Origin of the sequence: Lewinella sp. LCG006 (assembly GCF_040784935.1) — a bacterium.
Classification (GTDB): domain Bacteria; phylum Bacteroidota; class Bacteroidia; order Chitinophagales; family Saprospiraceae; genus Lewinella.
Window position 1 is genome coordinate 632,825 of the sequence record NZ_CP160680.1, and the last position, 13,788, is coordinate 646,612.

Sequence of the window (13,788 nt, forward strand, 5' to 3'; positions counted from 1 at the left end):
TAAATCTCTCAAAACAACAAGGCCGTCAAATAATCTCCCAATTTTTCCCGCAAAATGCGGAGGGCTTTGCCCATCTGATTTTCTACCGTCTTGATAGAAATATCTAGCGTGTCGGCAATTTCCTGATAGGTTTTTTCTTCAAAGCGACTGAGCTGGAAAACGGCTCGGCAGCGGGGAGGCAATGCATTGATAGCAATGGTGATGCGTTGGGAAAGCTCTTCGGTCGCCAACTGCTCATCCGCAGCGGCAGCTTGTTGGCCGGGGAGGTGAATGGGGAGTTCATCGGCCTGGTAGCGGGTTTTCTTACGTAGATAGGCGAGTGCTTCATTGACCGCCATACGGCGCAAATACGCAGGAAGGTTGGAATCGACTTGAATGCTTTCGCGTTTTTCCCAAAAGCGCACAAAAACCTCTTGTGCTAAATCTTCCGACAATCCTGGATCCTGAACAAAACGAAAAATAGCCTGACACACTGGTTGGTACTGCTGATCAAAGATAGCCCGCATCGCCGAGCGATCGCCCGTACGTAATTGGCCCAGCCAGTTTTGATGTCGGGTATTTTCCATAAGCATGTGTCCTGCCCTGATAAATTATTGGTTAAGAAATAATTCCTTTGTATTTAAATCAAAATGCAAAAGTCCACAATGCTTGGCAAAGATAACAACTCCTTCGACCTATTGCCTGATCTCTCTGATCAACGTATCTGCTTAAAGGATTAGCTTTGGTTTAAAACAAGCTACTCAAGTCTACATGACTACGAATCAACTCCACTGCCCGCCTTGCCTTCCAGGGGGTTCGGGTATTGATTTTCACTTCCATTCGATTGATCTTAATGGCCGATCCATACGTATCAAGTTGGGTAGCAATCAGTGGGATTTCGTGCATCATGATATAATCCTGGCAAGGCACTTCTCGCTGTAATTCACTGATAAAATCATTTTCGCCATTGACAATAATCCCCGCTAATTTCAGCTCCTGATCCGGATGCTTACGGTCTATTTCCTTGAGGGCTTCAATCGCACTTTCCAGCCGACGATGGCTCACAATCAACAAAAGATTCTGTAAGTCGTCAAATTCTTTTTTCTCAATCAAGGAGCCAGAAGCAATGTTTTCGACCTTGTTATCAAGGTTATGCCCATTCATGATGACCACACCATCGATGGCTAAACGAACGCCTTCCATGATCGGATTGGCCAGTGTTTTATCATACGGTAAAACACCTAGCAAGGGGATTCCCCAGCGATCAAGCTTTCCCCCAACGAGGTCTCTAATTTTATCGATTTTATCAGGAATGACTTTATTTACAATCACGCCGGCAATAGGAACATCTTTCTCCCTAAAAAGGGCCAGATTGGCATTGAGCTTATCAATCGTATTTCCTATACCACCTTCAACGACCATGATCACGGAGGCATTCAGCATTTTGGCAACATCGGCATTCGACAAATCAATCACGCTGCCTACTCCGGGATGGCCCGTACCTTCGTACACCACCACATCATGCATTTTTTGCAATTCTCGAGAAGCATGGAGTACTTGTTCTGGAAAATTATATTTCTCGGGATGTTGAAGAAAGGAGGTCGTAACACCACGACCAAGAATGACCGGACTGTGGAGCTCAGCTGATAGATCGAAGTTCATTGTTTTTGAAAACAACAAAGCGTCTTTATCCACTTTCAAATCTCCCAAGTCTACAAATTCCTGCCCAAGTGGTTTGCAGTAGCCTACGTTAAGTTCCTGGCTACGAATAGCCGCCACAATACCTAACGTGGAGGTCGTCTTTCCAACGTGTTGGCTGGTAGCAGCCACGTAAATTCGATCAAGCATAATAAGTAGGACTGAATAAAGAAATGAATCCCTTAATGATTAATTGGTACTACGGTACAACTGCTGGAACCACTGCGCCAAACCGCTCACCTGTTCATCCGAAAGTTTGGCTTCGGGGTGCAACCAGGTAAATGACTTCATAGGCATGTGGCGCTCTTGCACTTCTTCAAAACATTCTTCCAGCTTATGTGCTGCTTTTTCAGCAGGATAGGAAGTCCATTCCGAAAAATTGAGATGCTGGCGGCCACCATTGATATGGCTTTGTATTAAAAAAGAAACGGGTGCTACCTTAGCGTACCAAGGGTATTCCGACTGGTAGGAGTGGCAATCATAACAAGCATTTTGTACGAGTGTAGCAATAGCTGGCGGTGCATTTACCGCCGTCAGGAAATCAGCACTGGAATCAACTGCTGGAACGGAACGATCAATAGGAATTAACTGAGCAGCTAAAAGTAAGCCTACCAAAACCAGGAGAATTGTTTTGTATTTGGATTTCATAAGCACTGTTTCAGAATAGATAAAGGTATAACGATCTTAAAGTGGTTGAGGCTATGCTCACCCCGAAGCCCGCCTACTGTACCAGCATGACCGGCAGGGAGCGGCTAAGCCAAACCACTTTGTGTCGGGATAATTATAGTAAGGCTTGCCCTCAGATTTGGCCGAAGACAGTTACCAAAGGTATAAAAATGTAGCAATTTATAATGGAATTACTTCTTTCTAAGTAATGAGCGGAATGCAAATAATAGTAAGATTCCATTAATTTTGCGACTGCCAAAAGCCAAACGATATGCCTGTGTTCCCCAATTTCGCTGCTGTTCATGCTCGCCGACTCTTGCTGGCAGCCTTGATTTTCCTTGCTATTGCAGCCATTATTGGATATGACATGTATCGGCTGGGGCAAGCAGAACTCCTTTGGGCTTATCGGCCACTTGGTTTTTTGCTCGCTGGTTGGCTGGGCTTGGTTGGTCTTTGGCAATGGAGAAAGCTCGGTAAAAACACTACCCTGCCGAGTCGTCCTTTGATCTTGTCTACCCTCAGCGGTGTATTGCTGGGCATTGGGTTTCCAGACATTGTTCCCTTGCCCTTCTTATTGATGGTGGCTTGGGTCCCACTATTACTGTTGATAGAAGATTGGAAACAAAAAGAAGGGGCTAAAAAACGGGAGCTCCTCCCCTATCTGCTGCACACTTTCATGCTTTGGAATATCATTGCGACTTACTGGGTGATGAATACCAGTTTCGCCGCAGGGCTTTTCGCCAATTTTGCCAACAGCCTGTTGATGTGCATTCCTTTTATGCTTTTTTTGTGGACCCAACGCTACATTCCCAAAATGGGTTATGGCTCACTGATCGCCTACTGGCTTACTTTTGAGTATGTACATCTGAGTTGGGAGCTGACTTGGCCTTGGCTGACGCTGGGCAATGGCTGGGCGGAGTATCCCAGTTTGATACAATGGTACGAATTCACCGGTGTTTTTGGCGGTAGCCTCTGGATCTGGGTAGTCAATATCATGTTGCTGAATATACTGGTTAATACCCAGCAAAAAAATATACCATCCTTACCTAAATGGCAACAGTGGTGGAAAGTGGTGGCGGTCATCAGCCTTCCGATGATCGTTTCGGTGGTGATGTACACCAACTTTACCGAACAAAGCGATAAAACCATTGACGTAGTATTGGTACAACCTAATTTTGAGCCGCACTACGAAAAATTTGAGCGCATAGAAGAGGCAGAGCAGATCACCCGGTTTATTGCGTTGAGCAAACCGCTGCTGGACGAGCAGGTAGACTATCTGGTGTTCCCGGAAACCAGCTACGGATTTGTGGAAGAAAACGACGTAACCAGCAACCGGAGCACCCGGCGCTTATTGGAGGCCTTTAGTGCTTATCCGGAGCTGAAACTGATCACCGGCCTTAACGCCTACCACGACTTTCTGCCCGATGAACCCCGGACGGAAGCTACGCGCTCGCGCAATCGTGGTGGGCAGGTTATTGAATACGAGATGATGAATCTGGCGGCACAGATTCCCATGAATGCAGAACAAAAAACACAAACTTATCGCAAATCCAAACTGGTGCCCGGCCCCGAAAAATTCCCGTTCAAGCGGCTACTTTTCTTTCTGGAGCCACTGGTCGATAATCTTGGCGGAACCACTGCTGGCCTGGGCATTCAAGCGCAGCGTTCGGCTTTTACCAGTGAGGTGGCCAAGGTAGCACCCGTGATTTGCTACGAATCTGTCTTTGGTGGCTACTTTGCAGGATACATCAAGGAAGGGAAAGCCCAAGCCGCTTTCATCATGACCAACGACGGCTGGTGGGACAACACCGCTGGGCATCGTCAACATCTTTATTTTGCCAGTCTGCGGGCTATTGAAACGCGGAGAAGTATTGGTAGGTCTGCCAATACGGGCATCAGTGCCTTCATCAACCAGCGGGGGGATATTTCGCAAGCCACCCACTACGATGAGCCCATCGCTATCCGAGGGCAGATGCAGCTCAACGATGAAGTGACTTTCTACGTAAAGTGGCGCGACCTGATCGCACGAACGGCTTTATTTTTGGCTTTGCTGCTGATTTTGAATACGTTTGTAAAAAGTAGACTACCCGAAAAAAAATAATCTTTAGCATGAAAAACTGGATAATTGGGGTCGTATTAGTTGGTCTGATCGGTTATTTTTTCTTGCCCAACATCTTACAAGTCACCGGGTACAAAACCACCCGGGTGATGGTCTACAACGGCTCTACCACAGCAGTTCGATACACCCTGAATGGGGAAGATTTGGAGCTCGCACCAGGGGAGGCGCAAGTTTACCGTAGCAGCCGCCTTACCAATCAGTTGACCCAGAAAAATGGTAATAATGCGTTTAAAACCACCTTCGGCCCCGGGCAGCATTTTATCAACCTTGGAGATAGCCCCCTCCGTTTGATGGAGCGCTATTACCGCTGGGAGGAAGATAAACAGGCGTTTTTTCCTTACCCCATTGAAAATCCTGTTGATCGTTTGCTTTATGATGCCTCCCTGGGCAAGGGCCTGCATACCCTTGATGATTGTTGGGATTGTTGTTTACTATTACCTCCTGAAGAACGCCCCTACCGCTATCTGACGTCAGAAAACAAGGATCGGCGATTTATTATGAGTTCGAGATTGTAGGTGTTGATGGTTGTTGGTTGTTGGTCACTTAGAGACTTAACAGTGCTACGTCTAGAAGGAGCGGCAGCGATAGAAGCGGTACTGACCGGAGGGAAGTGAGAGTGGATAGCGCGGTGGCTAGCCGTTAGGCGAAGGCAGCTGCCCAAAAAAAAATCATTAAATAAAGCGACCTGCATTCGGGAGAGGCCAAAAGCAGGTCGCTATGCTAATCGGGAGGTTTCTATTAGAAGAAATCGACCAGCTCCATTTCGAAAATAAGGACTGAATTAGCGGGGATGCCTGGTAAATTGCGGTTGCCATAACCAAGACTGGACGGGATGAGTAAAGTGCCACCACCGCCAGCACCAAATTTAGGGATACCAATCTGCCAACCGGGAATCAGGTCACTCAAAAGAAAAGTAACGGTACGATCGGGGGTCGTTCCATCAACATTGGTACCATCGAAAACCTGGCCGTTGGTGCGGTAGCCGAGGTACTTTACCTTAACGCTATCGCTAAGGGTCGGCTTCTCTTCCGTGCCGGGGGTGCTGATGGTGTAATACAAACCAGAGGGATCTTCGATTGCATTGAGGTTGTTCGCTTCGATGAAGTTCTCGATGATCGCTCTGTCTATTTCGTCTTGATTAATGGTTTCATCCTTACAGGAAGTGAGCAGAAGCATCGTCAGGCTAAGGAGTAACAAAAACTGTTTCATTTTATATTCGTTTTTCTGCGCGAGTCGACACAGATGAAGAAAATTTCCGCAAAGAACGCCAAAAAGCTGTAATTTGTGGTAATTAGTAGTTTGACGGAAATAAACCTATTTTCTTTTTCTCCGTCCCTTAGCAAAAAAGTACCCTACCCATGGTTAAAGATTTTCTTGTTTTTCTTGATGCCGGTCACGGCGCCCTTGATGCTGCTGGCAATTACGTTACCGCCCCTAGCAAGCAATACAAACACAGCAAGGGAGCGTTTCATAAGGATGGCTGGTTTTACGAAGGGGTCTTCAATCGTACCCTAACCAATGTGGTTGCCAGAAAATTGCGCGACCTTTCCATTCCCTACTATATGGTGAGCCACGAGTGGGCCGATATATCGCTCAATTACCGGGTAGATGTAGCCAACTGGTACGCTAAAAAAGTAAAGAACACCCTGTATGTTTCTAATCACGCCAATGCGGGTGGTGGTAGTGCCCGGGGTTTTGAAATTTATACCAGCCCTGGGAATACAACCTCCGACAAGGTAGCAGAGTTGCACTGGAACAACGTAAAGGAAGTGGTGGGAGACCGTATCTCTCGCTACCGTGATGACACCACCGATGGTGACCACGACAAGGAGGCCCGCTTCTTTGTGCTTACCCGTACGAGCATGCCGGCTATTCTGGTAGAGCACCTGTTTTTTGACAACTACGAAGACGCTTTGCTACTCATGGATGATGAGATCGTAGAGCGTTTTGCGGAAGCACAGGTGAGAACGATCATTGAGGCGCAGGGATTGTTGTAATTTTTTGCCCTTGCGGTTTGGGGTTGTCATACACCGACGCAGACGAAGCCAACGCCGAATGAGGGGACACAACGAGCTTGTTGTAGTCGGGTAAAATGCAGGCAAAAGGAATCAAATACCCACCTTTGATTCCTTTTGCAATTGAGAGGTCACCTCTTTTTCAGCAGCTGATCTTTTCAATGGTCGGCGAATATAACGATCTACAGAAAAGATACCTATTGCTGAGATGAGGGCCAGGAAGCTAGCCAGATACCACAAGGAAGAAAAACCATAGGCCGAAGCCCAGCGCAAGCCCAGGCTGGGTGCGATGATGAATGCTCCCGCCCAGCCGATACTTTGTAGCCCCATGTATTGGCCGCGTCGGCTGCGAGGGGCGATCTCGGCGGTGTAAGTACTGGCAAAAGGCATGCTCAGCATCTCGCCAATGGTAATGAGTACCATAAAGGCGATCGCAAAAACAGGCAACCATACCGCTCCTTGCAACAACAAGAAGGCCACTGCCAGGAACAAGTAACCAACGGTGATAATGCCCAGCGAGCGAAAATACTTGCCAACGGTATGCACCAACGGCATTTCCATCACTACAATCATAACCCCATTGAGCGTTACCAATAAACCGATTTGTGCTTCGGTGTAGCCCAGCTCCTGCTGCAAATAAACGGGCAAACTTCCGAAGAACTGCATAAAAGCGACAGCGCCTAGCATCAGGAAAAACACAAACACCAGAAAAGGGATATTGCGATAAGCAGAATCGGCCAGCACTTCGTTTTCGTCTGGTTCTTCTTCCCCTTTTTCGAGGCGGCCTGGAGGAAGTAGTAAGCGAAAGGCCACTGCTGCAAATAAGCAAGAAAAACCATTGACAATGAACAGCCATTGATAACCGAGGCCCGCAATGAGTAGCCCGCCTAAAATGGGACCAATAGAGAAGCCTAAATTAACTGCTAGCCGGAGTAAACCATAAGCGCGAGCCCGGTTTTTGGGGTTACTGTAAAAAGCAAGGGCAGCTTGGTTGGCTGGCCGAAAAGCGTCCATAACCGTACTAAGTACAAATATCCCTATACTCATTCCCCAGAAAGTGGTTTGCTGGCCCAAGGCCCAAAACAAAAAGCCACTGCCCACCAAGGTCCACTGCTGGACCCGGTAAAAGCCAAACTTATCCGTGATCCATCCACCTACATAAGACCCCAATACCGAGCCAATGCCAAAGCTGCTCATGATCAGGCCGGCATCCTCGAAGGAAAAACCCCGTTTGGAGGTGAGGTAAACCGTAAGGAAAGGTATTACCATGGCTCCCGCCCGATTGATCAATAATACAAGAGACAGGTACCAAACTTCAGCTCTTAAGCCTTCGAAAGATTCCCGGTATAAATTGATCGTACGGTGTAGCATGAGGAGATAGTTTCCACAGAAAACCGTACTATCCCTCGGATAGTTCCGAAAAGCCTAAAAAATAGCGTAGCGGGTGCTGAAATTGAACGACGGACGAACCGTGTGGAAATCGAAAAAACCCTGGTCAATAAACTGCCCGGCTAGTCCTACATTCAGGACGAAGCGCCAGTTGTAGGTCACAAAGTAATCCCAGCTTAAGGTCGAAATGAAGGTAAGCTGATTATCTTTAAAACCATCCTGGTTAGCGTTCAGTACGTTGGTTCCCAGTTGTCCAGCAACTTGATTGGTCCAGCTGAGGGTGGTACGAGAAATGGGTAACCACACCAGGCGATGACTCAAACTTGCAACGCCTCCGTAGCGTTCTCCAGAATTAAACGGAAAATTATTCTCCTCAAGATCCGTTTGATAATAAGCTGATAACTCTGCCGTCCAGCTACTAGACGCATTATTGCCGATAATTTTGCCAGAAGTGTAGTTGGCGTAAGGCCGCCCAGTAAGGGTAAAATCATCTCCGGCGAACGGCTGAGATTGGTAAAAGTAAGCACCTCTGCCATCTATCCCAAATTGCCAGCGCTGTCCGCGTGGTAGGCTCGCACGGTTAGCAAATGCCCAGTTGTCATTGAGCACCGCAAACAGCATAAATTCGTCTTCAATAGCAATATTTTCTTCCTTAAATAATTGCTGTAGCTGCTGCAATTCATAGATGCGGCGACGACGGAAATCGAAGGTACGATTTCCGATAATCGAGGTGATTCTTTGTGCCAATAATTCCCGTTGTTCTGGCGTGGTAGCATTGATAACTTGCTGCTCTAGTAGATCATTCATCATCCAGTTGGCCAACAAGGCATCTTCCGCAAATTCTATTCGTCCGGTACCAAAAAACAGACCAGGGTTCAATGAAATATTGGTAAAGCGGTCGGAGTTGAGCTGAAAATCATCCTGATCCTGCGCGTTTATCGACAATCCTCCCCGGAAGCCCCAGAATTTTTTCGGCGTAGTATAATTGTATTGTTCAATGCTGGCAAAGATGCTCGCTCCTTTTTGCGAAATATCTGTTCTATTATTATCTCTGAATTCTCTGCGAAAAAACTGGGCCTGCCCTGAAACACTGATATTACGAATGCGGTTATCGAGGCTGGATTGCTCACGCCAGTCGATGGACAAATCTCCGCCACCACTGTGATTGACGAAATCATCCATATCACTGAAGGTCCCCGAATAATTCAAGCTAGGATTGATTTCTAAAAAAGGACGCCGCTCGTAACGAGCTTGGTACTGGCTGATGTCGTAAGATTGGGCTTGCACGATTAGGGTACTAAAAACAAGGAGAGCGGTAAAGATTAGGGCTTTCATAAGAAAAGGGTTTTATTTAAGAGCGTAAGTAACCGAGAAACAAGTTGTATTTCCCTGACAAAGCGACTAAAACTAGACCATTTCCTTAATTCCCACATCTATTCGGTGCTGCCATTAACGTGATTTTAACACTAATGCATGAGCATTCTGAACAATTCTCAAAAATTAAGATTGTAGTAAGAAAAAGATGAAGTACGCTCTTTGCATAAGCCTCCTTTTTCTAGCAACGTTCACCTGGGGGCAATCCCTGATGCTCACAGATTTTAATCAGCAGCGACTAAAAAAGCAACAGACGGCGATGCTCGTCCTGGGTGCCTGGGCGGTTGGTAATGTAGGTTCTGGATTGGCCTTAAGAGGTAAAAACGATGGCGTAGATCGCTACTTCCACGAGATGAATGCAGGCTGGGGCGTCATCAATCTGACCCTCGCTGGCCTCGGTTATTGGAGCAGTATGAAAGCTGACCCAGGCAGTTTTGATCTGGCTGCTACCATTGCAGAACAGCACAAGATTCAAAAAATATTACTCCTCAACACCGGCTTGGATGTAGGCTACGTGTTGGGTGGAGCTTACCTCATTGAAAAGAGCAAGAACACCAGCAACCAGCCCAAACGCCTCAAGGGTTTTGGCCGCAGTATTATCCTGCAAGGCAGCTTTTTGTTTGCCTTCGATTTGGCCACCTACCTGGTACATGCTAAACAGAACAAGGATATTCCAAAATTACTGGAAGGGCTAAGTTTTACGGGCGACAGCCTAGGACTGTATCTCACGTTTTGAGCACTTTACCGAGGGCGGGCAAACACCTGGGTCCAGTAATTGTCTTTGCGTGCTGCTCCCATCTCGGTGAAATTGGCGCCCATAAGATTGCGGCAATGACCAGGACTATTGATCCAGGCCTGCAAAACGGTGCTTGAGGAAGTAAACCCACTGGCGATATTTTCGCCGTATTGCTGCCAACTGTAGCCCACACGTTCCAGCCGATTACCGGCGTTGCTACCATCGGAACCCGCGTGATTGAGCTGCCCTACCCGGGCCATATCTTCGCTATGGGAGCTGGCCGCGGCGGCGAGTTGACTGTTCCACTGCAAAGGGCCTACTGCAGGCATGTTTTGGTTGCCACAGCGACACCCCTCGGCACGAAGCGCATTGACCTCAGCTAACATCTGCTGAAAGGCAATTGGGGCATCATTGCTTACGAAGATTTCTACCGGAGAAGCATCATCCATAAAAATTTCGTCAGGTTCACAAGCGGTAAAAAACAATAATCCAAATAACAAGAGAGGGAGTAAGCGGAGGTTATTGGTAGTTACCGATTGCTTCAGCATAAGTACAGACGATTTTTAGTCAGAAGAATGTTCCGACTTAAATCGTTTTCTACAACAAACTAGTATTACGCAACCTAACAAATTAGTTTCCTTAACACTTTGAAAAGGTGCCATTTCTTGATTAACCAAGCTGAAGGTAGACCTGAAATGAGTAGCCCCTTCTCTTGCTTCCAACGAAAATCAACCTTCTAAAACTTCACTCGCTTCAAACGTAAGGCAGAAATGAGCCAACGTGGTAGAGGGCGATGTGGGTCACGTTTTTGGAGGTTGATACTGAGGTTGAGCGACTTCAGCAAGGGAACTTTTTGAGCTTCAACGAATTCGATCAGTGTACCATCATCATCTTCCAGATAGCCCCAACGGCCGTTGGTGTCCCCCATTTCAAAGGTTTCTTCGCTCTTTACTTTGAAGGGATATCCTTTGGCCGCACATTCTTCGATCAGTGCCCCCATGTGCTTGGTATCAAAGCAAACGTGAATGTAACCGAGATCGCCCCAGTAGCGGTTTTCGAATATTTTCACTGGCTTTCTCTCCAGAGATTGGAGTAATGTCAATTCACTGCTCCCCAACAACGGGCTGAAGCCTCCTTGTGGTAGCTTGGGCATCCGAAGCTGTACTTTTCGTAAATAGTGATTTTCGCCAGGTTTGCCGATAACAACATCTTCAACGACTTGTTCATAACCGAGAATATCAGCATACAATCGCAAGGAGCGGTCAATATCTGTAACACCTATAGCTACACCACAGATTCCACCCAGTGGGCCATCGGATTTGCTAAACCAATCATCGGTAGCTTTAATCTCGATGAGGTTACCGTAGGGGTCTTGCAGCATAAAACTATCCTTTGCCAGGGTAGCGGAAAGGTCTGTTCTAAACTGTACTGCTGCTTGCTCCAAGCGAGCACGAGCAGCTGCCAGGTTGTGGGATTTGACGGTGATATAGTTGATACCGAGATCTCCCAATTGAACAGGTGCAGGAGGGCCGGTAGGAGTACGGTCTTCATACTGCCAAATTTCGTAACCGCTGCCGCCATTGGCCTGCATGGCCAACAATGCGCGTTTTTGATGAGGTTGGCCGCCCATGTAACGAGCCATGTGCGTAGCTACTTTTTTATCATCAAAAACCAGTAAATCTGCTTTAAGTACCTGACCGTACCAGCGAAATGCCTCTTCTGCGTCATGTACTCCGATTCCTACTTGTTGGATACCGTAAATAATTTTCTCTTTGCCCATGCGGGATACTTAGTATTGAAGTTGCCAATAACCAAGTGGTCGTTCTTTACCCCGTGCGCAGCAACTTTCGGTAAGTATGACAAAGCCGGTCGGAAGAAACACCACAATGAAAAAGTAAAAATACCCAAAGATTTACCAAATTCACGCGCATCCACGAATTATTGTCATATTTCCTTGCGGAAACCAGTGCGTCATTAGGGATCAGACAATGCTGCAACCCTTGTATTCTTGCTCTTTTCACGAGATCAAAATCTTCCATCAAGCGGAGTTCATCCCGGAACCCGCCGAGCAGTTCAAACGCTTCACGGCGAATAAAAAGCGTCTGATCTCCCCCACCAGCAAAGAGGCCATCATAGCGGGTAAAGAAGCTATTAAATTTTAGCAATGGCTTTTCCGAAGCGAATTGGTAGCTAAAATACCCCAAGTCATTGCCTTGCGCTAAGGCTTGCTCAATATCTTCCAAAAAGCTTGCTGGGGGCAGCGTATCGGCGTGAACAAAATAAAGGATATCTGCTTTGGTTTGCGCTGCAGCGTGGTTCATCTGGGGCGCACGCCCGCCTTTGGGGCAAGCTAATACCTCAGCACCAGCTTGTAGCGCCAATGCGGCAGTATTATCTGTCGTATTCGGTGAATTGGCGACGAGGATAGTGGCAGAAGTGTGTTTTCGTAAATGATGAATGAGGCGCTCAATCTGAGCGGCCTCATTGTAAGTGGGTATGATGATTGTGATCTCCATAAAGTAGATAGTACCTGTTCTATTGCTACTGTGCCAAAGCCAAGAGTTCCGGATGTTTCGAATTCGTAACACTGGCTTTGGCCAAATGTTGGTTCGCTAATGGCTGATTGCCTAAGGCGGTATAAATTCTCGCCAACAAGCGGTTAACGTCAATATTGTCAGGTCGGCGTTGGTATTCTTGCTGGGCGTAAGCTAAGGCTTGTTCCGGACTTTCATACAATTCCAAGTAAATAAAAGCGTATTCCATGTCCATTTGGTGGCCGCTATCGACATCTTCTTGTAGCATTACCTGGATGTCGGACAGCGTAGCTTCCAGCTTTTCCTGCTTACCTTGCTGTTTGTAAATGCTTGCAAGATCGGTATAAAAACTTACTTCAGGAATAATCTCGGCAGCAGCCAGGAGTTCGGTTTCAGCAGCAGCCAAGTCGCCTTCTTCCGTTTTCAATGTGGCCAGTTTCGCCATTGCAAAAGGATAATCTTCGCGCTCAGCCAGGGCCAGTTGGTACTGTTCTTTGGCTTTCACAGGATACCCATAGGTTTCGTAAAGCTCTCCCAGGGTGAGGCGTGCCCAACAAGTAGATTCTTGTCCGGGGAAACCCGCTGCTATCGCCATCTTCATCGCTTCTATGGCACCGTCAACATCTCCATGAATTTCCCGTAGGTAGGACACGCGGGAATACGAGCGCAGGTCGGGACGAATGCTTACCATCTTATCCGCCATCGCTACCGCTTCCGGGTAATTTCCTAATTCCACGTTAGCATCAACGAGGGCACCGTAAATTTGGGCGTTGTAGGGGTTAAGTTTGACGGCTTCTTCGGCCGTAGTGAGGGCATTGGTAAAATCGTGCTGCGACAACTCCACCGAAGCTCGGGTAGAAAGCAAACGGAAACGCAAATCAGGTTCCACCAAGGCTTGCGCCAAGCCCTTCTCTACAACTTCCAATGCCGCCGGGTAATAGTGGCCATGCTCGCCAGTGATACGCGCTTCATTGATAAAAATTTGAGAAAGCTTCAAGTAGGCTTCGGCATCCTGAGGGTCTTTGCGCAGTGCTTGTTGTTGGCTTACATAGAGCCGTTGAATCTGGTCCCACTCTGTTCCTTGCCGCAAATCGGTGTGTCGGTCAAGGAGTTTAGGCAGGTCAATATCTTTGGTATCAGTAGTTTGTTGGGTAGTGGATGTGTTTTGGCAAGACCAGGTAAATAATGCTAAAAGTAAAAGAGTTGTTAGATTGAATTTCATGGCAGTTAGTTTAAAAAAATAAAAATGCTGACTCTTCGGGAGCGACCCTTATGAAG

Annotated in this window: 14 protein-coding genes; 4 read left to right on the forward strand and 10 right to left on the reverse strand. The window is 47.2% G+C overall.

Annotated elements, in window-relative coordinates:
* Positions 1-8: 8 nt before the first annotated feature.
* From AB0L18_RS02220 to AB0L18_RS02230, 3 genes are all read right to left on the reverse strand, one after another.
* Positions 9-566 carry an RNA polymerase sigma-70 factor gene (locus tag AB0L18_RS02220; RefSeq protein WP_367390958.1) on the reverse strand — a complete coding sequence of 186 codons (558 nt, stop codon included), beginning with the start codon at positions 564-566 and terminating at the stop codon, positions 9-11.
* A gap of 160 nt (positions 567-726) precedes the next feature.
* Complete coding sequence (locus AB0L18_RS02225; RefSeq protein ID WP_367390959.1) at positions 727-1,827, reverse strand: AAA family ATPase; 1,101 nt, start codon at positions 1,825-1,827, stop codon at positions 727-729.
* 39 nt (positions 1,828-1,866) lie between these two features.
* Positions 1,867-2,325 carry a heme-binding domain-containing protein gene (locus AB0L18_RS02230; RefSeq protein ID WP_367390960.1) on the reverse strand — a complete coding sequence of 153 codons (459 nt, stop codon included), beginning with the start codon at positions 2,323-2,325 and terminating at the stop codon, positions 1,867-1,869.
* 289 nt (positions 2,326-2,614) lie between these two features.
* On the opposite strand from AB0L18_RS02230, the gene lnt reads away from it, so the two are divergent.
* On the forward strand, positions 2,615-4,444 hold the full coding sequence (lnt, locus tag AB0L18_RS02235; protein ID WP_367390961.1) for an apolipoprotein N-acyltransferase: 1,830 nt from the start codon (positions 2,615-2,617) through the stop codon (positions 4,442-4,444).
* A gap of 8 nt (positions 4,445-4,452) precedes the next feature.
* Positions 4,453-4,977 carry a hypothetical protein gene (locus AB0L18_RS02240; protein ID WP_367390962.1) on the forward strand — a complete coding sequence of 175 codons (525 nt, stop codon included), beginning with the start codon at positions 4,453-4,455 and terminating at the stop codon, positions 4,975-4,977.
* A gap of 223 nt (positions 4,978-5,200) precedes the next feature.
* Here the strand turns inward: AB0L18_RS02240 and AB0L18_RS02245 are convergent, their stop codons facing one another.
* Complete coding sequence (locus tag AB0L18_RS02245) at positions 5,201-5,671, reverse strand: FKBP-type peptidyl-prolyl cis-trans isomerase (RefSeq protein ID WP_367390963.1); 471 nt, start codon at positions 5,669-5,671, stop codon at positions 5,201-5,203.
* Positions 5,672-5,820: 149 nt separating this feature from the next.
* On the opposite strand from AB0L18_RS02245, the gene AB0L18_RS02250 reads away from it, so the two are divergent.
* The gene (locus AB0L18_RS02250; protein ID WP_367390964.1) at positions 5,821-6,459 is read left to right on the forward strand and encodes an N-acetylmuramoyl-L-alanine amidase; all 639 of its coding nucleotides are present in this window, start codon (positions 5,821-5,823) and stop codon (positions 6,457-6,459) included.
* A gap of 111 nt (positions 6,460-6,570) precedes the next feature.
* Here AB0L18_RS02250 and AB0L18_RS02255 read toward each other — a convergent pair whose 3' ends face one another.
* Together AB0L18_RS02255 and AB0L18_RS02260 are read right to left on the reverse strand one after the other, a co-directional pair.
* Complete coding sequence (locus AB0L18_RS02255; protein WP_367390965.1) at positions 6,571-7,848, reverse strand: MFS transporter; 1,278 nt, start codon at positions 7,846-7,848, stop codon at positions 6,571-6,573.
* 54 nt (positions 7,849-7,902) lie between these two features.
* On the reverse strand, positions 7,903-9,201 hold the full coding sequence (locus AB0L18_RS02260; RefSeq protein ID WP_367390966.1) for a hypothetical protein: 1,299 nt from the start codon (positions 9,199-9,201) through the stop codon (positions 7,903-7,905).
* A gap of 187 nt (positions 9,202-9,388) precedes the next feature.
* On the opposite strand from AB0L18_RS02260, the gene AB0L18_RS02265 reads away from it, so the two are divergent.
* Positions 9,389-9,976, forward strand: coding sequence for a hypothetical protein (locus tag AB0L18_RS02265; protein ID WP_367390967.1), 588 nt, complete (start codon positions 9,389-9,391; stop codon positions 9,974-9,976).
* A gap of 5 nt (positions 9,977-9,981) precedes the next feature.
* Here AB0L18_RS02265 and AB0L18_RS02270 read toward each other — a convergent pair whose 3' ends face one another.
* The 4 genes from AB0L18_RS02270 to AB0L18_RS02285 form a co-directional block, all read right to left on the reverse strand.
* A complete protein-coding gene (locus AB0L18_RS02270) occupies positions 9,982-10,524 on the reverse strand; it encodes a CAP domain-containing protein (protein WP_367390968.1) in 543 nt (180 codons plus the stop codon).
* A gap of 188 nt (positions 10,525-10,712) precedes the next feature.
* Positions 10,713-11,756, reverse strand: coding sequence for a VOC family protein (locus tag AB0L18_RS02275; protein ID WP_367390969.1), 1,044 nt, complete (start codon positions 11,754-11,756; stop codon positions 10,713-10,715).
* A gap of 46 nt (positions 11,757-11,802) precedes the next feature.
* On the reverse strand, positions 11,803-12,492 hold the full coding sequence (locus AB0L18_RS02280; protein ID WP_367390970.1) for a TIGR04283 family arsenosugar biosynthesis glycosyltransferase: 690 nt from the start codon (positions 12,490-12,492) through the stop codon (positions 11,803-11,805).
* Between the two features lie 25 nt (positions 12,493-12,517).
* Positions 12,518-13,732, reverse strand: a complete 1,215-nt coding sequence (locus AB0L18_RS02285; RefSeq protein ID WP_367390971.1) for a tetratricopeptide repeat protein — start codon at positions 13,730-13,732, stop codon at positions 12,518-12,520.
* Positions 13,733-13,788: the final 56 nt, after the last annotated feature.